This is a genomic window from Rhizobium sophorae, from assembly GCF_013087515.1.
GTDB classification, from domain to species: Bacteria; Pseudomonadota; Alphaproteobacteria; order Rhizobiales; family Rhizobiaceae; genus Rhizobium; species Rhizobium sophorae.
The window spans coordinates 243,057-264,541 of sequence record NZ_JABFCN010000016.1; the positions used below are offsets into that span (position 1 = coordinate 243,057).

General features: G+C 60.6%; 22 protein-coding genes. 7 read left to right on the forward strand and 15 right to left on the reverse strand.

What is annotated here, in order from left to right; genetic code table 11:
• Positions 1–39: 39 nt before the first annotated feature.
• Positions 40–1,209 carry a glycosyltransferase family 4 protein gene (locus G9X64_RS10660; RefSeq protein ID WP_168309876.1) on the reverse strand — a complete coding sequence of 390 codons (1,170 nt, stop codon included), beginning with the start codon at positions 1,207–1,209 and terminating at the stop codon, positions 40–42.
• A gap of 3 nt (positions 1,210–1,212) precedes the next feature.
• Positions 1,213–1,788, reverse strand: coding sequence for a polysaccharide biosynthesis/export family protein (locus G9X64_RS10665; RefSeq protein WP_017959905.1), 576 nt, complete (start codon positions 1,786–1,788; stop codon positions 1,213–1,215).
• 189 nt (positions 1,789–1,977) lie between these two features.
• Here G9X64_RS10665 and G9X64_RS10670 point away from each other — a divergent pair, with 189 nt between their 5' ends.
• Complete coding sequence (locus G9X64_RS10670; protein WP_168309877.1) at positions 1,978–4,158, forward strand: GumC family protein; 2,181 nt, start codon at positions 1,978–1,980, stop codon at positions 4,156–4,158.
• Positions 4,159–4,265: 107 nt separating this feature from the next.
• Here G9X64_RS10670 and G9X64_RS10675 read toward each other — a convergent pair whose 3' ends face one another.
• Complete coding sequence (locus G9X64_RS10675) at positions 4,266–5,507, reverse strand: GNAT family N-acetyltransferase (protein ID WP_168316309.1); 1,242 nt, start codon at positions 5,505–5,507, stop codon at positions 4,266–4,268.
• Between the two features lie 223 nt (positions 5,508–5,730).
• Positions 5,731–5,940 (reverse strand): DUF2842 domain-containing protein, encoded by a 210-nt coding sequence (locus tag G9X64_RS10680; protein WP_003547289.1) that lies wholly within the window; start codon positions 5,938–5,940, stop codon positions 5,731–5,733.
• A 116-nt stretch (positions 5,941–6,056) separates the two neighbouring features.
• Here G9X64_RS10680 and G9X64_RS10685 point away from each other — a divergent pair, with 116 nt between their 5' ends.
• On the forward strand, positions 6,057–7,160 hold the full coding sequence (locus G9X64_RS10685) for a COX15/CtaA family protein (protein ID WP_171376541.1): 1,104 nt from the start codon (positions 6,057–6,059) through the stop codon (positions 7,158–7,160).
• 30 nt (positions 7,161–7,190) lie between these two features.
• Here the strand turns inward: G9X64_RS10685 and G9X64_RS10690 are convergent, their stop codons facing one another.
• From G9X64_RS10690 to G9X64_RS10720, 7 genes are all read right to left on the reverse strand, one after another.
• A complete protein-coding gene (locus tag G9X64_RS10690) occupies positions 7,191–7,982 on the reverse strand; it encodes a sulfite exporter TauE/SafE family protein (protein ID WP_171376542.1) in 792 nt (263 codons plus the stop codon).
• A gap of 178 nt (positions 7,983–8,160) precedes the next feature.
• Entirely contained in the window at positions 8,161–9,093 is a 933-nt protein-coding gene (argC, locus tag G9X64_RS10695) for an N-acetyl-gamma-glutamyl-phosphate reductase (RefSeq protein ID WP_171376543.1), read from the reverse strand.
• Positions 9,094–9,153: 60 nt separating this feature from the next.
• Complete coding sequence (speB, locus tag G9X64_RS10700; RefSeq protein WP_003547297.1) at positions 9,154–10,116, reverse strand: agmatinase; 963 nt, start codon at positions 10,114–10,116, stop codon at positions 9,154–9,156.
• A 223-nt stretch (positions 10,117–10,339) separates the two neighbouring features.
• Positions 10,340–11,527 (reverse strand): CmlA/FloR family chloramphenicol efflux MFS transporter, encoded by a 1,188-nt coding sequence (gene cml, locus G9X64_RS10705; protein WP_171376544.1) that lies wholly within the window; start codon positions 11,525–11,527, stop codon positions 10,340–10,342.
• A gap of 307 nt (positions 11,528–11,834) precedes the next feature.
• Positions 11,835–12,302 (reverse strand): 30S ribosomal protein S9, encoded by a 468-nt coding sequence (rpsI, locus tag G9X64_RS10710; protein ID WP_018241561.1) that lies wholly within the window; start codon positions 12,300–12,302, stop codon positions 11,835–11,837.
• 1 nt (position 12,303) lies between these two features.
• A complete protein-coding gene (rplM, locus tag G9X64_RS10715) occupies positions 12,304–12,768 on the reverse strand; it encodes a 50S ribosomal protein L13 (protein ID WP_003558420.1) in 465 nt (154 codons plus the stop codon).
• A 315-nt stretch (positions 12,769–13,083) separates the two neighbouring features.
• Complete coding sequence (locus tag G9X64_RS10720) at positions 13,084–13,983, reverse strand: LysR family transcriptional regulator (RefSeq protein ID WP_171376545.1); 900 nt, start codon at positions 13,981–13,983, stop codon at positions 13,084–13,086.
• Positions 13,984–14,056: 73 nt separating this feature from the next.
• On the opposite strand from G9X64_RS10720, the gene G9X64_RS10725 reads away from it, so the two are divergent.
• On the forward strand, positions 14,057–14,287 hold the full coding sequence (locus tag G9X64_RS10725; protein WP_168310705.1) for a DUF1127 domain-containing protein: 231 nt from the start codon (positions 14,057–14,059) through the stop codon (positions 14,285–14,287).
• Between the two features lie 94 nt (positions 14,288–14,381).
• Positions 14,382–15,215: an enoyl-CoA hydratase gene (locus tag G9X64_RS10730; RefSeq protein ID WP_168310706.1), complete on the forward strand. Its 834-nt coding sequence runs from the start codon at positions 14,382–14,384 to the stop codon at positions 15,213–15,215.
• Here G9X64_RS10730 and G9X64_RS10735 read toward each other — a convergent pair whose 3' ends face one another.
• On the reverse strand, positions 15,216–16,052 hold the full coding sequence (locus G9X64_RS10735; RefSeq protein ID WP_171376546.1) for an EamA family transporter: 837 nt from the start codon (positions 16,050–16,052) through the stop codon (positions 15,216–15,218).
• A 478-nt stretch (positions 16,053–16,530) separates the two neighbouring features.
• Positions 16,531–16,854 (reverse strand): hypothetical protein, encoded by a 324-nt coding sequence (locus G9X64_RS10740; RefSeq protein ID WP_168310708.1) that lies wholly within the window; start codon positions 16,852–16,854, stop codon positions 16,531–16,533.
• 120 nt (positions 16,855–16,974) lie between these two features.
• On the opposite strand from G9X64_RS10740, the gene G9X64_RS10745 reads away from it, so the two are divergent.
• Together G9X64_RS10745 and G9X64_RS10750 are read left to right on the forward strand one after the other, a co-directional pair.
• Positions 16,975–17,403, forward strand: a complete 429-nt coding sequence (locus tag G9X64_RS10745) for a CoA-binding protein (RefSeq protein ID WP_168310807.1) — start codon at positions 16,975–16,977, stop codon at positions 17,401–17,403.
• Between the two features lie 117 nt (positions 17,404–17,520).
• Positions 17,521–18,804: an O-acetylhomoserine aminocarboxypropyltransferase gene (locus tag G9X64_RS10750; protein ID WP_168310709.1), complete on the forward strand. Its 1,284-nt coding sequence runs from the start codon at positions 17,521–17,523 to the stop codon at positions 18,802–18,804.
• A 142-nt stretch (positions 18,805–18,946) separates the two neighbouring features.
• Here G9X64_RS10750 and G9X64_RS10755 read toward each other — a convergent pair whose 3' ends face one another.
• Positions 18,947–19,894 (reverse strand): YeeE/YedE thiosulfate transporter family protein, encoded by a 948-nt coding sequence (locus G9X64_RS10755; protein WP_312864036.1) that lies wholly within the window; start codon positions 19,892–19,894, stop codon positions 18,947–18,949.
• A gap of 140 nt (positions 19,895–20,034) precedes the next feature.
• Positions 20,035–20,562: a YkgB family protein gene (locus G9X64_RS10760; protein WP_168310710.1), complete on the reverse strand. Its 528-nt coding sequence runs from the start codon at positions 20,560–20,562 to the stop codon at positions 20,035–20,037.
• A 277-nt stretch (positions 20,563–20,839) separates the two neighbouring features.
• On the opposite strand from G9X64_RS10760, the gene G9X64_RS10765 reads away from it, so the two are divergent.
• Positions 20,840–21,409 (forward strand): TetR/AcrR family transcriptional regulator, encoded by a 570-nt coding sequence (locus G9X64_RS10765; RefSeq protein WP_138328270.1) that lies wholly within the window; start codon positions 20,840–20,842, stop codon positions 21,407–21,409.
• Positions 21,410–21,485 lie beyond the last annotated feature (76 nt).

Sequence of the window (21,485 nt, forward strand, 5' to 3'; positions counted from 1 at the left end):
TGTCACCAAGCGAAATACCAGAAAGCCCCTAAGAAATATTTACGAGGCGACGGGCATTGCTTGGCCGGCAGCGGGATTGACGAGCTCATGGTACAATTTCAGGACATCACGTGCCATGACGGCGGAAGAAAACACCGCCTTCACCGCCTCGGGCTTCGGCATCGTCCGGGCGTGCCAGCCGGGCGTGCTCAGCGTTTCCGCCATGACGCGGGCGAGATCGTCGGAATTGCCGGGCTCCACCAGTGCTGCGCTGTCCGCGCCCAGCACCTCGGGAATGCCGCCGACACGGCTTGCAATGATCGTCTTGCCGGCGCCGAGCCCCTCGAGCACGATATAGGGCATGGCTTCGGCGCGCGAGGGAACGACGAGGTTTTGCGCCATGGAGAAGGCTTCGTGGACCCGCATGGCCGGCAGCATGCCGATGCGTTTGCCAAGGCCGCGTTCGACCATCATTTCACGGTAACGGTCGCGATCCGGCCCGTCGCCGATCATCAACGCCGACAGCGGCCTGCCGAGCAGCCGTTCGGTCTTGGCGAAGGCATCGACAAACAGATCGGGACCCTTGAGGTCCCGGAGCATTCCCACATAGATGAAATGCACGGCATCCGAGCGGGTCGGGATCGGCTCGAAATCGCGCTCGCCGATGCCGTTGTAGATCAGTCTCGTCTTCGTCCGCGGCCGTCCGACCTTGCGCGCATAGGTGTCGCGCTCATATTCGCAGATGAAGACCAGCGCATCGGTGAAATATTCCTGCAGGCGCTCCATCCTGAGGACGAACTGTCCGCTGAGCGAGGAGCGCGAATAATGCAGGCTTCCGCCATGCGCGGTATAGAGGCGGGCTACGCGATACCTGTTCACCCGCAACGCTGAGCCGGCAAGTCGCGCGAGCACGCCGCCCTTGGCGCCGTGCCCGTGCAGCACATCCGGCCGCAAACTTTTGATTTTCTTGTATGTATCCCACATCGTCGCAATATCGGACGGGCTGATCGAGCGCCGGATCGGCACGCGCGTCAGGCCGAGCGAGAGATAGGGACGGATATCGTCGAACAGGCTGTCCTCGTATTCGCCGCCGGTCGAGCTGTCGCAGAGGATACCGATTTCATGGCCGGCTTTGCTGTGCTCCTCGACGAGATCGCGGACATGGCGGAAAATTCCGCCGACCGGCGACCTGAAACAATGAAGGATGCGGAGCGGCTGCTGTTTTGCCATCGCTCAGAAAAGCCGTTCGCGAACGTAGATCGTGTCACCTGCGATGATCGGCCCCGATATATTGATGCGGCCGGTCAGCACCTGTCCGTTGATCTTGCGAGTGACATCGACCATGCGCTGGTTGGCGCGGCTGGTGAAACCGCCGGCAACCGCGATGGCATTCTGCACCGTCATGCCGGGAACATAGGCATACTGGCCGGGCTGGCCGACTTCACCCATGATGAAGACCGAACGGTAGCGATCGACATCGATGGTGACGTCGGGATCGCGAAGATAGCCCTGCTGCAATTTCTGGGCGATCTGTCCCGAGAGCTGCTGCAGGGTTCGGCCGCGGGCAGGGACCTGGCCGATGAGCGGGAAGGCGACATAACCGGCCTGATCCACCGTATAGGTATTGGTCAGGCTCTGCTGGTCGAAGACGGTGATGCGCAGCCGATCGCCGCTGTCCAGCGTATAGGGCTGGATGGTGGCCTCGTTGAAGGCCTTCGGCGCAGGCCTGTACGTCGTGCAGCCGCTCAGTGCTGCCGTCATGGCTGCAAGGCTCAGGGCCAAAAGGATTTTGGGCTGGACGACAGACATCCGCTTGTGCTCACAAAAATGAACTCGGTGCAGTCGTTATCGATCCGTTAGGGTTAATGCCCGGTAAAGGACGCCTGCAATTTCCCGGTATCCTTCATCGGTCATCGCTCTTTCCCGGCGAGATCGCCATTAACCGTTGAGTTACCATGGTCGTTTACGCTTACGGCACCTTTGTTGTGGAGTAAGAGCATGTCCGGCGTAGCTCGTGATCAGGATGTGGACATCGACCTCGGCCAGTTGGTCCGTGCGGTCTGGGCGCGCCGTCTGCGGATTTTGACAATCACCCTCGTGGGGGCAGGCGTCGCCTTTGCCGGCGCTAAGATCATGTCGCCGCAATATCGCAGCGAAACGCGCATCCTTATCGAACCCCGTGCGCCGGCTTTCGCCAGCACGCAGCAGGCCAATGACGCCAGCGCCGGTCCGCTGATGGACGAGTTGAACATCGCCAGCCAGGTGCAGCTTCTGCAATCGGCCGATCTCCTCAAGAAGGTCATCAACGATCTGAAGCTTTTTAACCTGCCGGAATTCGACGATGCCGCCAGCGGCTCTGCCATGAGCAGTATCCTGGTGAAGCTGCACCTGAAGAAGGACCCGCTGGAAAATCCGCCGGAAGAGCGTGTCATCGACGCCTTCGTCGAACGCCTGCAGGTCTATCAGGTGCCGGGTTCACGCGTCATCGGCATCACTTTCACCTCCAAGGATCCGAAGCTCGCCGCCGCCATCCCGAACGCCATGGCGAATGTCTATCTTTCGACCCAGAGCGGCGCCAAGCTCGATTCCAATTCCGAGGCGACCCGCTGGCTGGAGCCGGAGATCGAAGGTCTGCGCCAGAAGGTCAGCGAAGCCGAGAAGAAGGTCGCCGAATACCGCACCTCGCACGGGCTGCTGCAGACGAACGGCACAACCACTTTTCCGGCCCAGCAACTGAACGATATTTCCGCTGAACTGACCCGCGTGCGGGGCGACAAGGCCAATGCCGAGGCGAGGGCGCAGGCGGTGCGCAATGCACTGTCTTCGGGCGAAGCCTCCGATACGCTGCCTGACATCATGTCCTCCCAGGCGATCCAGCGGCTGAAGGGGACGGAATCCGGCCTGCAGTCGCAGATCTCCGATCTGCAGACCAGCCTTCTCAACAACCATCCGCGGCTGAAAAGCCTGCGTGCCCAGCTTTCCGATATCCGCACTCAGATCCGCCAGGAGACGCAGAAGATCCTGGCGAGCATCGAGAACGAGTCGAAGGTCGCGGATCTGAGGGCGAGCGAGCTCGAGCGCCAGTCGGACACGGTGCAGGCCAACAGTGCTCGCGCCGGTGAGGACGAGGTCGGTCTCAATGCGCTGGAGCGCGAGGCGAACGCCCAGCGCCAACTGCTCGAAACCTATCTGGTGCGCTACCGCGAGGCAGCCTCCCGCGCCGACAGCAATTCGAGCCCGGCCGATGCCCGGATCGTTTCGAGGGCCGTCGAGCCGGTCGATCCTTATTTCCCAAAGGTGGTGCCGATCGTCGTCGTCGCTGCCGTCGCGACGCTGATCATGAGCGCCATCGTCATCATGCTGGCTGAACTCTTCAGTGGCCGGGCACTCCGCCCGACAGATGCGGCTTCAGAGACAATCGAGGCAGAAGCAGTCGTCGACGAGAAACATGTGCCGCAGGCCGCTCCGATCGCCGCTGCCGCCGGAAAACCCGTTCAGCTGAGCATGCTCGCCGTCGTCGCGGACGAAGAGGATACGATCGAGGACGTGAAGGTTGCGGATGAGGCGCCAGAGGACGAGCCGGAGGATGACAATGAATTCTCTGTCGCCTCAGTTGCGGATTATCTCACCGGCAGCCGCGCGCCGCTGGCAATCGCCATATCTCCGACTGGTGACAACGGCTCGGGGGCGACGGTTTCACTGACCCGCATGCTCGCCGATGCCGGCCACCGCGTCATCCTGATCGATATGACCGGCTCCGGCTACCCCACGGAACTGATGGCCGAGGACCCGGCCGCCCTTGGCGTCACCGATCTGCTTTGCGGCGAGGCCGCCTTCGGCGACACGATCCACGGCGACCGCCTCTCCGATGCCCATCTCATTCCCCAGGGCCAGAGCGACGTGCGCCGCGCCATGCGCGGTGTCGACCGGCTCTCGTTGCTGCTCGATGCGCTCGCCGCCGCCTACGATCTCGTGGTGGTCGAATGCGGTTCGGCCGATGTCGCCGGCGTCTCGCGGCTGACGCGCAGCCGGGACGTCGAGATCATCCTCTCGCTGCCTGAGGTCGAGGAGACCATTTTCGTTGCGTTGATGACGGAATTCCAGGCTGCCGGCTATGAGCGCGTCGTGCTGATGTCGGGCGGCGAAGGGGCCGAGCAGGCACTCGGCCGGGCCGCTTGAACGGTTAAAGCATGTCGCGCAAAAGTGTGCAGCGGTTTTGCGGCAACGACATGCGTAAAACAAAGAGCTAAAACGCAAGGAGCGAATCTGAAAGATCGCGACGCGCTTTAACCGATCCGTGCCCGGATGCCCTGGGCGAATTTATAGAGCTTCGGGCGCACCTTGATGTGCGCCTTGCCGCGGGTGACGAGCCGGTGGGCGGCGCCGGCGACGACGCCGAACGGCGATACCGGCAGCACCACGTCGTAATGCGCGGTCTCGACCGGCGCCCAGGAACGCTTGTAGGTCTGGTCGCCGAGGCCGAAATCGAACAGCGCGACGCCCTTGCCATGCAATCCCGAGATGGTCTGCCAATAGAGAAATTCGCCGGGGCTCGTATCCGGCACGAGCTCTTCATCGATCGCGCCGAACTGGCAGATGATATGGTCGCCCTTACGCGAAATCCCTGAGATCGCGGCGATCTTACCCTCATGCTCGCCCTTGAGCCGGAGCATATGCATCTGCAACCCGGAGTACTGCCTGGTGTCGTCCTGCTTGTCGATGAGACCGTGCAGGAAGGTCTGCGTCTCCCTGTCGGCAAAGACGTCGGGCAGACCGAGGCTGGCGAAGCGGGCGCTTTTCAGGCGGAAGAAGATATCGAGCATGCCATGCTGTTCTGCCGATGTCTCGGGAATGACGTATTCGAAGCCGCCGGCCGCCTCGAGACGCTTCGACTGAACACGGAATTTCTTCCGTCGGTTCTTGGCGTTGAGCTGCTTCAGCGTGTCCTCGAAAGCGGGAAGGAACGGCAGTTGGTAGGCATGATTCTGGTTCTGCACCATCGGCAGCCCGGCGAGCGGACTCTCTCGCCCGCGCCATTCGAGCGGAATGTTCTGCAGGAGCAGCAGATCGGCGCGGCCCTTCAGCGCATGCCGGAGCTGGCCGGCGAACTCATGGGGGGCGATTGTCCTGCCTGCTTCGGCAAAGCTCTCTGCGAAGAGGCCGGTATTGATATTGCTGTGATCGGCGGCAATGAATTTCGCCGTCCTGAGGCCGCGAGACTTGACGATCTCGACCGGCAGAATGAAGGCGGTCTGACCCGCATGAGTGGCCTTGAGGATCGCAAGCGGCCGCTGGAAGGCGCTCACCCAGGCGGCGCACCAGTCGTAGCTCTGATGCAGGGACTGGAGGTTGTCACGCTCCAGCGCCCGCCAGTCATCCTCCAGCGGCTGCATCGCGTCGAAGACTACGATGTCGAGTTGGGCCATGGCAAGTTTCATGCTCAGCTGGCGCAGGCGCGAAATGGCCGCATCGGCCAGCGCCACGTCGTCGGACGGCTGTTCATGGACATCGAGCTGTTGCGTCTGCACGGTTTTCTCCGGTCAAGAATGCTGAACCGAAAGGTAGGTATGCCGGACGTATATTTGGTTTAACCGCAGCCGATGGGCGAGGTTTTCCGCGGATCACGGTTATTTGGCCGTTAATGGCCCTAAAGCACGTCGCGCAAAAGTGTGCAGCGGTATTGCGCTAACGACATGCGTAAAAACAAAGACCTAAAGCGCGACAAGCGAATCTGAAAGATCGCGACGCGCTTTAGCGCTGCGGCGGTCCGGCCATCCATTTGATGATCACCATGGCCGGCAATACCCAGAGGAGGCCGGTGAGCAGGAAATAGAGCAAGTGTCCCCACCAGGGCGCGTTGCCGAGCGTTGCCACCGCGATCGTGTTCGCCACCAGCGCATAGACGACTACGAGCACGATGATGAGGATAGTGCCGATGAATTTGCGAAGGCGGACGGGCATCGGCTATCTCTTGCAATGGACGGGTCGAACCCGGCGCGACGGCATGCCGCAAAGATTCGGGGCTTGTTTTGCATGAGCCGGTGGGGCAAATCAACTGCCGGATAGAAGGAGACATCATGGCCATCGCTAACCCGACCACGGAACAGGCGATTCTGAGCGAAGTGCGCAAGCAGAATCGCGACCGCCGCGCCTTGCGCTTCTGGCTTGGCTTCGTGCTTCTGGCGCTATTCTGTCTCGTGCTCGTCGGCGGCGCCACGCGGCTGACCAATTCCGGCCTGTCGATCACCGAGTGGAAGCCGATCCACGGTGTCATCCCACCGCTGTCGGCCGCCGAATGGGAGGAGGAATTCCGCCTCTACCAGCGCATTCCCGAATTTCAGCAGTTGAACAGTTCCATGACCGTCGACGAGTTCAAGGGCATCTTCTGGTGGGAATGGGCGCACCGGCTGATCGCGCGTGCCATCGGCGTGATCTTCGCGCTGCCGCTCATCTATTTCTGGCTGACGGGGCGGATCGAAAAGCGTCTGCGCTGGCCGCTCGTCGGCATCCTGGCGCTCGGCGGCCTGCAGGGGTTTATCGGTTGGTGGATGGTGTCCTCGGGCCTTTCCGTCCGCACCGACGTCAGCCAGTACAGGCTGGCGACGCATCTCGTCATGGCCTGCCTGATCTTTGCCGGCTGCATGTGGATCATGCGTGGTCTCTCACCGCATTCCGACGATCCGCCGCCGGCACGAAGCTCGCGCGGTTTTGCCGCCGCGATCGCCATTTTCTCACTGTTCCAGATCTATCTCGGCGCGCTGGTGGCGGGGCTTGATGCCGGTTTCTCCTACAATACCTGGCCGCTGATGGATGGCGCCGTCATCCCTTCCGATCTGCTGATCCAGCAGCCCTTCTGGATCAATGCTTTCGAGAACCCGAAGACGGTGCAGTTCATTCACCGCATCGGCGGCTATACGCTCTTCGCATTGACGCTGATCAGCATGATGATCGCCCTTCGCGCAGCACCTTGGACCACCCATGCACGCCGCGCCATCCTGCTCTTCGTGCTGGTGACGCTGCAGGCAGCGATCGGCATCGCCACGCTGCTGATGCAGGTGCCGCTTCACTGGGGCCTGCTGCATCAGGCCGGCGCGCTTGTCGTTTTCGGCTTCGCCGTCGCCAACTGGCGCGGCTTTTACGGCGAATATCCGCACGGGACGATGATCGCCGAGCGCGATTGAAGCGAGTGGTCTTAGCCTCCGCGGCCGGTTCTAGCGCAGCACACCATCGAGCAGCGGCATGCCGATGATTGCGGCGGCGGCGATCAGCACGTAGCAGGCGATGCGGAAGCTTCGTTCCTCGGCAAGCCCGAACAGTTTCGAGCCGCCGTAAAGCCCGACCGCATAACTCGGCAGGATGACGGCGGTGAGCGCGAAGACGGCAGGCACGAACAGTCCGCCGAAATAGTAGCTGATAGCGCTGATAGCGCTCGAAATCGAGAAATAGAGCACGACATTGGCCCTGACGCGGGTGAAGTCGCTCTTCCCGCCGAGCCAATAGGCGACGACCGGCGGCCCGCCGAGCTGCGCGGCGCCGCTGAAAAGCCCGGCGATCAGCCCGACGCCGCTGGTCAGCGGTGCGGACGCCTCACCGTGATAGCGCCATCCCGATACCAGCAGCGCAAGCAGGCAGATGGCGATGATCGTGATGCTCCAGCGCAAAAGCAGCGGGTCGAGCAACGCCAGTATCGCCGTGCCAGCCGGGATGCCGAGCGCGGCACCTGCCGCCATGACGAAGACTTCTCGCCGATTGGCGCCACGCCATGCCGGTGGGATCATCCCGAGTGAGGCGATGCCGTCGATGACGAGCAGGATCGGTGAGATCAGCTTCGGCCCGACGATCGCGCCGCCGAGCGGAATGAAGATCAATGCAGCGCCGAAACCCGAAAAGCCGCGGGCAAGCCCGGCAATGAAGGCAAACACCATCAGCGCATAGATGCCATGATCGGGCAAGGCTGCGGCAAACCATGCGCCGACGCCAGCGATAAGCGCATCCAGCGTCATGACATCGGCTCCGTGATTCGGGATGGGCAGCGAGGAAGAATGCGGTTTCATAGCCCAATCGTCATCGATGATCGAGGGCGAAAACGATGCTGCGGTCGCCGAGGCAGGCGGCCGCGAGATGGATGATGAGATCGACATGAAGCTTGAGCGGCATCACGTCGATGCCGCCGATCTCGCCTCACGAGGCGAGCATCAGGTCCATGTTCTGGACGGCGGCGCCAGAAGCGCCCTTGCCGAGATTGTCGAGCAGCGCCACCAAATTGACCTGCGAAGCCCCTGATGTCCCGAAGACGAAGAGCTTCATCGTGTCCTTGCCTTCGAGTTCGACGGCATTGACGCGGGGCAGGGCCTTGCTTTCGGCCAGCGGCACGACACTGACGATATCCTGGCCGGCATAATGGGCGACGAGGGCCGCATGGATGCTCTCCATCGTCGTGCCCTCGGCGAGATCGTCGAGATGCAGCGGCACCTGGACGATCATCCCTTGCGCGAACTTGCCGACCGACGGCGAGAAGATCGGCGCGCGGTCGAGCAGGCCGTGCACGGTCATTTCCGGCACATGTTTGTGGGTAAGCGGCAGGCCGTAGAGGAAATGCGGTGCGGTGATCGCATCGGGGTGATCCGGGTTTTCCATCTGCGCGATCATCTGCTTGCCGCCGCCGGTATAGCCGGAGACCGCGTTGACCGTAATCGGATAGCCGTCCGGCAGGATTCCGGCAGCGCGCAGCGGCCGGATGAGGCCGATCGCTCCGGTGGGATAGCAGCCGGGATTGGCGACGAAGCGGGCGGCAGCGATCTTGTCGGCCTGCTGCTTGTCCATTTCGGCAAAACCATAGGCCCAGCCGGGATTGACGCGGAAGGCGGTCGAGGTGTCGATGACGCGCACGTTGTTGTTGGCCGAAACCATCTGCACCGCTTCCTTCGACGCATCGTCGGGCAGGCAGAGAATGGCGATGTCGGCGCCGTTCAGCATGTCCTCGCGCATGGCGGCGTTGCGCCGCTCGGCTTCGGGTATGGACAGAAGTTCGACATCGCGGCGGCCTGCCATGCGCGTGCGGATCTGCAGACCCGTCGTGCCGTGTTCGCCGTCGATGAAGATTTTCGGTGCCATGTTAAACCTGCGCTTTCAATGGGTTCTGAAGGTTTCCGGATTCAGTTTGAGGATGATAGGTCAGCCTTGTGACACCGCGATGGCGCGTCTCTCGGCATGAAGCCCCAGCATATACATCGCCACCGTTGCCCCCGCAATGGCGGTGATATCGGCATGATCGTAGGGCGGCGATACCTCCACGACGTCGGCGCCGCGGATATCGAGCTGGTGCAGACGCTGCAGCACCGAGAGGATCTTGGCGCTCGATGGTCCGCCTGAAACCGGCGTGCCGGTGCCCGGCGCAAAGGCTGGATCGAGGCAATCGATATCGAAGGTGAGATAGGCCGGCGCCCCGCGCGTATGGGAGATGATCGCCGAGGCGATATCGCTGGCGCTCATCTCCTCGACCTGATGACCGTAGAGAATATTGACGCCGCAATCCTCCGGCGCATGGGTACGGATGCCGATCTGAATGGAGCGGTCGGGATCTATGATGCCTTCGCGGGCTGCCCGCGCCACGAAAGAGCCGTGGTCGATGCGCCGTTCCTCGTCGAACCAGGTATCCTGGTGCGCGTCGAACTGCACGAGCGCCAGTGGCCCATGTTTTGCCACATGGGCTTTCAGCAGCGGCCAGGTGACGTAATGATCGCCGCCGAGCGTCAGCAGGAAGGCACCGCTGTCGAGGATGACATTCGCCTGTCGTTCGATGGCGGCTGGTGTGTCCTGATGATTGCCATAGTCGAGCAGGCAATCGCCGTAGTCAATCACCGCCATTTCGGCGAAGAGCTCGCGGTTGAAGGGATATTGCGCATCATTGTCGAAGATCGCCGAGGCGCGCCGGATCGCCTGCGGCCCGAAGCGTGTGCCTGGCCTGTTCGATGTCGCAGCATCGAAGGGAATGCCCCAGACGGCGACGTCGACGCCGGCGAGCTCCTTGGTGAAGCGGCGGCGCATGAAGGACAGCGCGCCGGCAAAGGTCGGATCGCTGGCAGCGGAGGTGAGGCTGGTCGCCGTAAAGGCGTGGTCAATCGATCTGTTCGCCAAATCATGCTCCTTTTTCGGTCGCAAAATCATAGTCGCGTTCGATACGGACACTGCATTGCAGGATCACCGCTCGACGCCAGAGCGTCGGGCGGCGGGTCTCTCGCGAAGGAATTGGCCGATCCCCCGCGCGCAGAAAGGGGTAGGCGAGGTGCGGACGGATTTCAAGCAATCGTTCGGACGACGGCCGCTCGTTATCGTCGAGCGACCGTCATTTGTCCGCTGCCTATCCGGCCGGCTCCCGCAGGCACCACAATCCAGTCAGCGTCGTCAGCGCGGTCGCTGAGACATAGCCCACGAGCGGCCAGGCGCTGTCGCCGCCGATCAGAATCACGAAGAAGGTTCCGGCAAAGCCGACGATGAGGCTCGCGATGCAGGAATAGAGCGCGACCGCCGTCCCGGCCGTGTCGCCAAAGGCGTCGAGCGCGCCGTTGGCGGTGACCGCCGTTGCAACGACGATGCCGATCGCGATGATCCACATCGGCACGACGAAGCTGACCAGGGAAGGCTGCAGAAACAGCTCTCCAAAGGCAAGCAGCACGGCACCGAGAAGCAGCATCGCCATGCCTCTGGCAAGGCTGCCTGCAATGCCCCAGCGCATGACGAAGCGTTTGGCGAAACGTGCCGTCACGATCATCACCAGCGCCACCGTGGCAAAGATAAAGCTGAAGGCGATGCCGGAAAAACCGGCTTTGTCGATCAGGATACGGGGTGCCGTCGAGAAGAAGACGAAGAAGGCGCCCATCGCCGTGCTGAAACCGCCCGTATAAACCCAGAAGGGAAGGCTTGTGAGGATCGGGCGGAGAGCGATCTTCGCGGTAACGGCAGGGCGGGTTTCATGCCACCGCATGCCGGCGTTAAAAAGGGCGACAACCGAAAGGAGGCCGATGACGAGGAAGATGGCGCGCCAGCCGAAGCGATCCGCGATCAAGGCTCCGATGATCGGACCGAGTGCGGGCACGAAGGAGAGGATGGATCCGAGAAGGCTATAGATCGTGCTGCTTTCGGGACGTCCGGCGTAGACGTCACGCACCGTTGCGAAAGTTGCGACGAGGGTCGCCGACGCGCCGACTGCCTGCAGCAATCGCAAGACCACGAAGATCGGTGCCGACGAGGAGCCGGCAAGCAGGAAGGATGAAGCGGCAAAGAGTGCAGCACCCCCAAGCAGGACAGGCCGTCGTCCGACAATATCGGAAATTGGCCCGAAGACGATCTGGCCGACACCGAGCACGAGCATGTAGAGGCTGAGGGTCAGTTGGATGACCGCCGGCGAAGTGCCGAGCGCCGCCGGCATGACCGGCACGATCGGCAGATAGATATCCATGGCGAGCGAGGCCAGGATGTCGAACGGCGCCATCAGCAGCAAGGCTGCCGGCAGGGAATAGGTCCATTGCTGGATTTTGGGATAAGACATGGGAAAGAACCCGCTCAAATGATTTCATTCGGCGGCGATCTGTCTCTTCAGCAGTATCGGGATTGGCCGGACAGACGCCGCAACAACAGGGCAGAGTTGTTGCGGCCTATTTGTCTGCGGACTTGGTTATTCCCATGATGCGACCCTGAATGCGGCTTTGCTTATTTTCGAAGCGCTTTGCCAAGTTTCTACCAGCAGAACCGGAATGCGACAATGGCGCGCCGGCACGCTTCCGATTGGTTTAAACAGCGCAAAACAAAAAGGCCGGGTTGCCCCGGCCTTCGTAAATTCCATCTGTCCGAAGCGATTAACGCTTGGAGAACTGGAACGAGCGGCGGGCCTTTGCCTTGCCGTACTTCTTGCGTTCGACGACGCGGCTGTCGCGGGTCAGGAAGCCGCCCTTCTTCAGCACCGCGCGCAGGCCCGGTTCGAAGTAGGTGAGCGCCTTGGACACGCCGTGGCGCACCGCACCGGCCTGGCCGGAGAGGCCGCCACCGGCAACCGTTGCGATAATGTCGAACTGGCCGTCACGGGCAGCCGCGACGATCGGCTGGCGCAGGATCATCTGCAGCACCGGACGGGCGAAATATTCCGCGAATTCCTTGCCGTTGACGATGATCTTGCCGGAGCCCGGCTTGACCCAGACGCGGGCGACGGCGTTCTTGCGCTTGCCGGTCGCGTAGGAGCGGCCGAGCGAATCGACCTTGCGGACGTGGGCCGGAGCAGCAGCTTCGGAAGCCGTGCCGAGATCCTTCAGGGAGGAGAGGTCAGCCATATCAGGCGCTCCTTACGTTCTTTTTGTTGAGCGCGGCAACGTCGAGGGCGACCGGCTGCTGGGCTTCATGGGGATGGTTGGAGCCGGCGTAAACGCGCAGGTTCTTCATCTGGCGACGGCCGAGCGGGCCACGGGGAACCATGCGTTCGACGGCCTTTTCGAGGACGCGCTCCGGGAAGCGGCCTTCGATGATCTGGCGTGCGCTGCGTTCCTTGATGCCGCCGGCATAACCGGTGTGCCAGTAGTAGACCTTGTCGGAATACTTCTTGCCGGTGAAAACGACCTTTTCGGCATTGATGACGATGACGTTGTCGCCGTCGTCAACGTGAGGCGTGAAGGTTGCCTTGTGCTTGCCGCGCAGGCGCATAGCGATGATGGAAGCGAGACGGCCAACGACCAGCCCTTCGGCGTCGATGATCACCCACTTCTTCTCCACCTCTGCAGGCTTCTGGGAGAAGGTTGCCATAGTGAATACTCTCTTTTGGGACCCTTGGCCCGAAGGCTTGAAGGGCGTTTCTTGTTGCTTGGATTGGCACGCTCGAGGCATGCCAAAAAGAAAGCAGCCCGGATAGGCTGCGTTCTGGCGCGGTGTATAAAGGGAATATGACATCGGGTCAATATCGGCCGTCCGTAGGTTTGGAAAAAAAATCAAGCGAAAACAATTACTTAATTATGTGGTATTTTGATACCTCATATTTCCGCGATCGCGGACTGCTGCGCCTGACGTTTTTCACGTCGCCTCTACCGGTTTGAAATAGCGTCCGACGGTCGAAAGCAGCTCTCAACCTTTGAACGCGCGCAGGCATTTCATCATTTCGCGAAGGCCGCGTGTCAGATGTTTGTCTCGGCGTAGAACCATGCCGAGACGGCGCGTCAGCCGCGGGTTCAGCGATGCAGTCGTCACAAGGCCGGCGCGGTCGCGCTTCAGCGCCAGGCCCGGCAGGATCGACCAGCCGAGCCCCACGGCCACCAGCTCCTTTATCGCCTCGATACTGCCGAACTCCATCGCAGGTCGGATCCTGGTATCCGGTGCAGCTAGCCACGCGTCGATTGCGCGCCTGGTATTGCCGCCCTCGTAAAGCAGCAGCGTCCTGTCGCGCATGAAGGCGGCGTCCGGCCCGCCTTCGGGCATCAGGCTGCCTGCAGGCGCGACGGCCAGCAGTTCCTCCTCGTAGAACGGCTCGATCTCGAAGTTGCGTCCGGATGCCGGCAGAGCGACGACCGCGATATCGAGGCTGTTGGCCTCCAGATCGCGCAGAATGTCGTCGGCATCACCGATGCGCACGGTGATTTCGAGGCCGGGCATGAATTTTCTGGCAACGGCGATGGCGCGAGGAAGCAGATGGATCGATGCCGTGCCGCCACTGCCGATGCGCACGCGGCCGCTGGCGCCATCTCTATACGGCATCATCGCTTCTTCCGCGGCGGCCGATTCCTGGAGCAGCCGCCTTGCATGCACGAGCAGGTCGAGGCCTGCCGCGGTCGGCTGCGCCCGCCGCCCGACGCGTTCAATCAGCCGGACGCCGAGCCGCTGTTCGAGCCCCTTGACCTGCAGGCTGACGGCCGGCTGCGTCAGGCCTTCCTTGTCGGCCGCAGCCGTAAAGCTTCCGAGATCGGCGACATTGACGAAGGCGGCAAGCTGATCGAGGTGGAGAGGCATACAAAAGAAATCCTTATGCATATCATAATATCCATAAACTTCTTTCGGGGCATCTTCCAGCGCATCTTTCATCCGTTGAAGAAAGGAAGTAGAGATGGCCTTGGAATTAAGGGGGATCCTTGACACACCTCGCGATATCGTTCGGTCGAGACTTCACGGAACGGCGCGCTGGAGCCTGCGGCTGCTGATGACGATCGACCATCACCTCGAAAAGCGCCGCAGCCGCCGCACGCTTTTAGAACTCACCGACGACGAGCTTTGCGATGTTGGTCTGACCCGTGCGCAAGCGAGGGCAGAAATATCGAAGTCCTGGTTCTGGTCCTGACGGCAGCGGTCTCTGCGGGAGTGCGGATCCTGCTCGAAATTTCCGGCGCCTTGTGGCAAAACGTCTGCCTGGAATCGAGCGCAGGGAGCAGCACATGGCCGAAATCGTATCCTTCCGGAAGGACGCCGCCGGAGCGGAAGAGGGCGGCTTGCTGACCCGCTCGTTGCGCGACGGCGTGCTGCGGCTCGTGCTCAACAACCCACCGGCCAATGTGCTTTCGATCGCGCTTCTCGAAGCGCTGATGGAACAGCTCGATACCGCCGCGGCCGAGCCAGATGTGCGCGTCGTCGTCATCGCCTCGACCGGCAATGTCTTTTCCGCCGGGCATGATCTCAAGGAACTCACCGCCCATCGCGTCGATGAAGATCAGGGGGTCGGTTTCTTCGAAAGGTCCTTCCGGCTCTGCGCCGATCTGATGCTGAAGATCGCGCATCTGCCAAAGCCTGTCATCGCCGAGATCGACGGGCTTGCAACGGCTGCGGGCTGCCAGCTCGTTGCTTCCTGCGATCTGGCGATCTGCACGGACAGTTCGACATTCTGCACACCGGGGGTCAACATCGGCCTGTTCTGTTCGACGCCGATGGTGGCCATTTCCCGTGCCGCGCACCGCAAGCAGGCGATGGAGATGCTGCTGACTGGCGAGACGATCGACGCCTCGACCGCCAAGGATTTCGGCCTCGTCAACCGTATCGTGCCGAAGCAGTATCTGGCGCAGGTGGTTTCCAAATATGCGGATGTGATCGCCAGCAAGTCGCCGCTGACACTGAAGATCGGCAAGGAAGCCTTCAACCGGCAGCTCGAACTGCCGGTGGAGGCGGCATATGATTATACCGCCAGGGTGATGGTCGAGAATATGCTGACTGAGGATGCGCGGGAAGGGATTGGTGCCTTCCTCGGCAAGCGCAAGGCCGAATGGACGGGTGAGTGATCACGCCAGTCTCAGAAGCAGCCCGCCGATCGCGATGACGACGCCGGCGACGTAGCGCCAGATGCTGGCTTTTTCCTTGAAGACGGTGATCGAGATTACCAGCGCAAACAGGATTGCGGTTTCGCGCAAGGCTGCGACGGTCGCGACCGGGGCTTTCGTCATCGCCCAGAGCGCCAGTCCGTAGGAAGCGATCGAGCCGGCGCCGCCGATAAGGCCGCGCCACCAGTTGCGGCGAACGTGACGCACTACTGCGAAAGCGCCGCGCTGGGACGCTGCCCAGGAAAACAGCAGTACTGGCGGCAGCAGCGACATCCACAAAGTGTAGGAAACCGCATTGCCGGAGATGCGCGCGCCGATTCCGTCGACATAGGTGTAGCTGGCGATGACGCATGCATTGGCAAGCGAGAGGATGACGGCGCGGCTGCTGCCACGCCGCGCCTCCAGGGCGAGCGTCAGCACGCCAGCGCAGATCGTCATCGTGCCTGCAAGGGCGCCGCCGGAAAGATTTTCCTTCAGGATGAAACCGCTTGTCGCGGCGATCAGGAGTGGCGCGCAGCCACGCATCAGCGGATAGACGAGGCCGATATCGCCGGCCCGGTAGGCGGCGGCGACCAGCTGAAAATAGGCGAACTGCAGGATGGCCGAGGCGCCAATGAACGGCCAGGCCGAGGCGTGCGGCAACGGCAGGAATGGCAGGAACGGCAGTGCCGAAACCGCGCCGCCGGCCGAGATCAGCGCCGCATCGAGGGGCTTATCGCTCCCCGCCTTGATGATGGCGTTCCATGTCGCGTGCAGCAGTGCGCCGAAGAGAACGAGCAGGATAACGTCGAGAGGCAAGGGAGTAATCCGGAAAGGATGAGAGGAAGCGGAACACGCCTCGCCCTCGGCGTTTCAAATTCCTGAAAAGACAACTGAGATTTGCACGAAAATGCGCGGCGGCGGTCGCTTATGCGTTCATATGTCGAATAGCATCCTTTCAGTATGCGAACAATGGCGGCCCATTTGAGCAATTTTTACGTGCGCGCGACATGCGTTCAATCCAGGTCGATCCTTTCAACTATGAGATGTTTCTAATGGATGCGGGAACAAAGCGCGGAGTTATCACGAACAAAAAGAGAAAACATCTGCAGAAATTCGGGAGCTGTTTATTCTATGCTGCTGAAATATAGATATTATTCTATAACTTCGACATAGGGGAAAATTAAAGCTCCTGATTGTACAATCGTTGCGAAATCGCAGCGCGGAATTGATCCTCCAACCTTTCGCAAGCGCGAAAAGCGTGCAGTTTATGCGCCCGACATGACGGCAAAAATCATCAGAGCTGATGATGCGGAACGAAGAGCATCCCGTCAAGGTTGTCGATGTTCTGGCAGTTCAGCACCTGGCAGCGAGGAGTGTCTTTCGAAGGGATGTACGTCCATTCCGCATAATCGGTCGCGTCGCAATAATTGCTGTTGCGGACATAGCGATCGTAGAGCGGCAAGCCACGGGGAGACTGGTAGCGGAAGATGACGGCGCCCTGATTGTGGATGGCGGCGCGAACGCTGGCACAGCTCATGGTGAGCGGATTGTAGCGCGAAACCGCCAGCGCCGGCGATGCGGCGAGCACGAGCATGAGGGCAAGAGCGATTTTTTTCATCGAATCATCCTCAGGGAGTATCCAATTCATATATACGGAAAAGATGCCCAGTCGGTTTCACGGACACGCAAAAAAATATGCCGGCCGTGCCGAAAGGCTTTCGGGAGTGGAGAAATGGACATGAATCACGACGCCTACACGGATGATTACCTCGCCGGAATCCTGCATTCGGTAAAGACTATCGCGCTGACCGGCGCTTCGCCAAATCCGGCCCGGCCGAGCAACGGCGTCATGGGTTATCTGCTGTCGCGCGGCTACGAGGTCATTCCTGTCAATCCGGGGCAGGCGGGCAAACAGATCCAGGGCCGTACCGTGTATGCCCGGCTCGCCGACATTCCGGTACCGATCGACATGGTCGACGTCTTTCGCGCCTCCGAATATCTGGACGGGGTCGTCGAGGAGGCACTGGCGCTGAGGCCGCTGCCGAACATCATCTGGTCTCAGCTTGGGGTCCGCGACGACGCGGCTGCGGCAAAGGCGGAGGCCGCCGGCATCCAGGTGGTGATGAACCGCTGCCCGGCTATCGAGTATCCCCGTCTTATTGCTTGAGTTGCTGTCCGCTGGGACGGATTTTCCACCGAACGCCCATGGGTTGAAACGGATCGCGATTAACTTTCGCAAGCGACCGGCTATGATCCTGGCCGTCAGCAACAACTGGAGGACGACATGGCCAAGAACGATCCGGGATTCAACACGTTGGCGATCCATGCCGGTGCGCAGCCCGACCCGACGACTGGTGCGCGGGTAACGCCGATCTACCAGACGACCGCTTTCGTCTTCAATGATTCCGATCATGCCGCCGCCCTTTTCGGCCTGCAGGCCTTCGGCAACATCTACACCCGCATCATGAACCCGACGCAGTCCGTGCTCGAGGAGCGCGTCGCAGCGCTCGAGGGCGGCACCGCAGCCCTTGCCGTCGCCTCCGGCCATGCGGCGCAGGTGATCGTCTTCCACAATATCATGCGCCCCGGCGAGAATTTCATCGCTGCCCGCCAGCTCTACGGCGGTTCGATCAACCAGTTCGGCCATGCCTTCGAGAATTTCGGCTGGCAGGTGCGCTGGGCCGATGCCACCAATCCGGCAAGCTTCGAAAGCCAGATCGACGACAAGACGCGCGGCATCTTCATCGAGAGCCTCGCCAATCCCGGTGGCACTTTCGTCGATATCGCCGCCATCGCCGACGTCGCGCATCGCAACGGCCTGCCGCTGATCGTCGACAATACGATGGCAACACCCTATTTCATCCGTCCGATCGAGTACGGCGCCGACATCGTCGTGCATTCACTGACGAAGTTTCTCGGCGGCCACGGCAATTCCATGGGCGGCCTCATCGTCGACGGCGGCACCTTCGACTGGTCGAAATCCGGCAATTACCCGATGCTGTCGAGCCCGCGGCCGGAATATAACGGCATGGTCCTGCACGCGACTTTCGGCAATTTCGCCTTTGCGATCGCTGCGCGTGTGCTCGGCCTGCGCGACCTCGGGCCGGCGATCTCGCCCTTCAACGCTTTCCTGATCCTGACCGGCATCGAGACGCTGCCGCTCAGGATGCAGCGCCACAGCGACAATGCGATCGCCGTCGCGAAGTGGCTGAAGGCGCACAGCAAGATCGCCTGGGTAAACTATGCCGGCCTCGACGATGACCCGAACCACGCCCTGCAGCAGCGCTACTCGCCGAAGGGCGCCGGCTCCGTCTTCACCTTTGGCGTCAAGGGCGGCTATGAGGCGGGCAAGACGCTGGTCGAGGGGCTGGAGCTCTTCTCCCATCTTGCCAATATCGGCGACACCCGTTCGCTCGTCATCCATCCGGCCTCGACGACGCACCGGCAGTTGACCGACGAGCAGAGGATCGCTGCCGGCGCAGGCCCTGACGTGGTGCGCCTCTCCGTCGGCATCGAGGACGTCAAGGACATCATCGCCGATCTCGAACAGGCACTCTCGAAGATCTGACTGTCCTTCGCAACAAACGTTTTTTAATTTCGCAGATGATGTTTGTCGGCATACAGCCATAAAATCAGCGCCGAGGCGACGATCGCGCAGCCATACGGTCGTAACGATCAAGCGTGAGCGCGCTCGGACTTTGGGGAAGGGTTCAAGACCACGATCGCGCTGTTGAACCAAATCTAGCGATCAGCACGGCAAGCGCTGCCACCATGATAAGATAGGCGACGAAGGCCTGCCACGCTCCCATTGGGAGACCGACAAGCAGGAGAGTGTCATTTCCACCAGGGATAAGGAGCGCCCCAAAGCCCATCAGCAAGCCTCCAATTGTTCTTCGCGACACGCCCTTCCATGTCGGCGGCCAGCTCAGTGAAAACTGATGCCGGCGAATTCTCGCCGAGACGAGACTGCCGCTAAACATGCAGACAAAGATGAGTGAACTCGTCACCGGGATCGAAAGCATCGATCCGACCGAGGTCGTGACTGAGAAGCGAGGGGCGAACGCCGATAAGGTGGCCGAAGTTATGCCAATAGTACCCATTGCCAAAGTCAGCCGACGGAAGTTGGTCTCCGATTTGATGGAGATGCCGAGTCTCAGGAGTAGGAACACGAACAAAACCACCAACAAGGCTTCTAGCGCAAGCGGCGGTGAAGCGCTGATTGGCATCGGCTCCGCGCGCAGATTGAACACAGAATCGAGGGACAGGATCACAAGAATCCCGAGGAAGGTGAAACCGAAATCCATCTCTCCGTTACCAAAGTGCCCTACCGATCCAAAAATGCAGGCACCGTTTACATATACGCCGACACCAAAAAGGATGGCTGCGCCGACCATGTGAACCAAAGGCGACCATCCACCATTCATGGTCGGCAACTTGTCGAGGATGATATAGGCGATCGCGGCCCACACTGCGCATTCGGCCAGAGCGAGAAATCGCGCGGGTCTGCGTTGGGAAATCAATTCCGTCGTAGCGATGAAGGTGCAGATCGATCCGTGGTTCATCGCGAAGCCGAGGACGAAGCCCAGCCCTCCAATCAAACCGAAACTGGCCCACGTCTCGAAGTCTGCCACCCCAATGCCGTGGGACAACCCGTTCACTGCACCAATCCTCCGTACGTTCAGTGAAGAAGATCGCGGGCACAATGACACGAGTTTGGAACTTAATGAATGGCGAACGCCCCGATCCAGGCTTGGATCGGGGCGTTCGCACGAATGGCAGATGTGCCGAGCTTCCGGATTTAGGTTCTCGTGAAGCGGATTGCGGTAAGGGAATCCATTGCAATCCAGAGTGATAGCGCCAGAAGGCCGACGTCTTTGAGCAGGAACTGGCCAGGAGCGACCGAGATGGCCGGGAACCCGAGTTCGGGAACAATCACGCCAGGGGTCGTAATCATGAAGCTGATGGTGGAGACAAACAGTCCGGACGACAGGACGCCACCCACAAGCGAATAAATCGGGTTGACAAGTCTTGCGGCTATAAGTGCGCCGATGCTGAGTTCGAGGACTCCCAGGAAGCTCGAAAAGCCTCGCACGCTCAAGATGGAGTACATCCAGCTTACAAGAGGGTTGTTGCTGACCAGATCGACCAGTCCTTGGGCCTCGTAGGCTGTGAATTTCATGCCGCCAAACCAGGCATAGATCACGATGATTGATACGTAGAGGCCACCGGTGGTTGCCGTGCGGCCATAGGTCTCTGCTAGATGCAGGATGCCTGCGATGCGTTTCGATTTCGGCTGGATGCCGACATGATCGATAAATTGGGTCATTTCCTTCTCCCATTGATGTCTGGACTTTGCGGTCAGTTCGACGACCCAAATCCAGAACGATACAGATCTGTATCGATATTGAGTTAATGCTACTTATCTGTATCGTTTTCAAATCACGAAATCGCGATCCATGTCGCTTCCGATTGACGGTGCAGCATGGCGACTTGCGCGCAGCTGTCAGCTGCAGCCGTATTCTGTTCCCAGCCAACAAGCCATTGCTTACCATCCGACGAGTGATTAAGTATCACTACAGATCAGTATTTTTCGGTGAGGGATAATGCGGCGATCGGAAATCAGGGACCATCTGCTCGAAACATCTTTGCGCCTGTTCAACGAGCATGGTTACCATGCGACTGGCATTGACTTGATTATCGCGGAAAGTGGCGTAGCGAAAACGACCCTATACCGACACTTCGAGACAAAGGAGGACCTGATCCTCAAGGCGCTCGAGCGGCGCGACGAAGAGGATCGCCGTAAGATGCGCGAGTTTGTCGAGAAGCGTGCGACCGATCCGATGGAGCGAATTCTGTCGACGTTCGACTTTCTGGAACTCTGGTTCAAGGACAAGGATTTTAGAGGCTGTGGATTTATGGCTGCTGCTGGAGAACACAAGGACATCGCTGATCCCGTGTTCCGAGCGGCGGAGATGCACAAGCGCTTGGCGCTCGCCTACTTCGAAGAACTGGCTCATGCTGTGCGATTCCGCGACCCTCGGCGTGTGGCGGATGAAATCAATCTTCTCCATGAAGGAGCAACGGCGGTAGCCCAAATGGTTCGCTCAGCGGAGCCTGCCGGTCAGGCTAAACGAATGGCAACGGCGCTCCTTTCAACGATGGATCGCGGTTAGTCTGAAACGAGACTGTGCGGTCACGCATGAGGGCATTACCAGCGAAGTGAGATAGCCAGACCTTCGTCCGCAATTT

Coding starts and splice junctions, on each gene's coding strand:
- G9X64_RS10660 (WP_168309876.1), bottom strand. CDS start 1,209: ATGGCAAAACAGCAGCCGCTCCGCATCCTTCATTGTTTCAGGTCGCCG.
- G9X64_RS10665 (WP_017959905.1), bottom strand. CDS start 1,788: ATGTCTGTCGTCCAGCCCAAAATCCTTTTGGCCCTGAGCCTTGCAGCC.
- G9X64_RS10670 (WP_168309877.1), top strand. CDS start 1,978: ATGTCCGGCGTAGCTCGTGATCAGGATGTGGACATCGACCTCGGCCAG.
- G9X64_RS10680 (WP_003547289.1), bottom strand. CDS start 5,940: ATGCCCGTCCGCCTTCGCAAATTCATCGGCACTATCCTCATCATCGTG.
- G9X64_RS10685 (WP_171376541.1), top strand. CDS start 6,057: ATGGCCATCGCTAACCCGACCACGGAACAGGCGATTCTGAGCGAAGTG.
- G9X64_RS10690 (WP_171376542.1), bottom strand. CDS start 7,982: ATGACGCTGGATGCGCTTATCGCTGGCGTCGGCGCATGGTTTGCCGCA.
- argC (WP_171376543.1), bottom strand. CDS start 9,093: ATGGCACCGAAAATCTTCATCGACGGCGAACACGGCACGACGGGTCTG.
- cml (WP_171376544.1), bottom strand. CDS start 11,527: ATGTCTTATCCCAAAATCCAGCAATGGACCTATTCCCTGCCGGCAGCC.
- rpsI (WP_018241561.1), bottom strand. CDS start 12,302: ATGGCTGACCTCTCCTCCCTGAAGGATCTCGGCACGGCTTCCGAAGCT.
- rplM (WP_003558420.1), bottom strand. CDS start 12,768: ATGGCAACCTTCTCCCAGAAGCCTGCAGAGGTGGAGAAGAAGTGGGTG.
- G9X64_RS10720 (WP_171376545.1), bottom strand. CDS start 13,983: ATGCATAAGGATTTCTTTTGTATGCCTCTCCACCTCGATCAGCTTGCC.
- G9X64_RS10725 (WP_168310705.1), top strand. CDS start 14,057: ATGGCCTTGGAATTAAGGGGGATCCTTGACACACCTCGCGATATCGTT.
- G9X64_RS10730 (WP_168310706.1), top strand. CDS start 14,382: ATGGCCGAAATCGTATCCTTCCGGAAGGACGCCGCCGGAGCGGAAGAG.
- G9X64_RS10740 (WP_168310708.1), bottom strand. CDS start 16,854: ATGAAAAAAATCGCTCTTGCCCTCATGCTCGTGCTCGCCGCATCGCCG.
- G9X64_RS10745 (WP_168310807.1), top strand. CDS start 16,975: ATGAATCACGACGCCTACACGGATGATTACCTCGCCGGAATCCTGCAT.
- G9X64_RS10750 (WP_168310709.1), top strand. CDS start 17,521: ATGGCCAAGAACGATCCGGGATTCAACACGTTGGCGATCCATGCCGGT.
- G9X64_RS10760 (WP_168310710.1), bottom strand. CDS start 20,562: ATGACCCAATTTATCGATCATGTCGGCATCCAGCCGAAATCGAAACGC.
- G9X64_RS10765 (WP_138328270.1), top strand. CDS start 20,840: ATGCGGCGATCGGAAATCAGGGACCATCTGCTCGAAACATCTTTGCGC.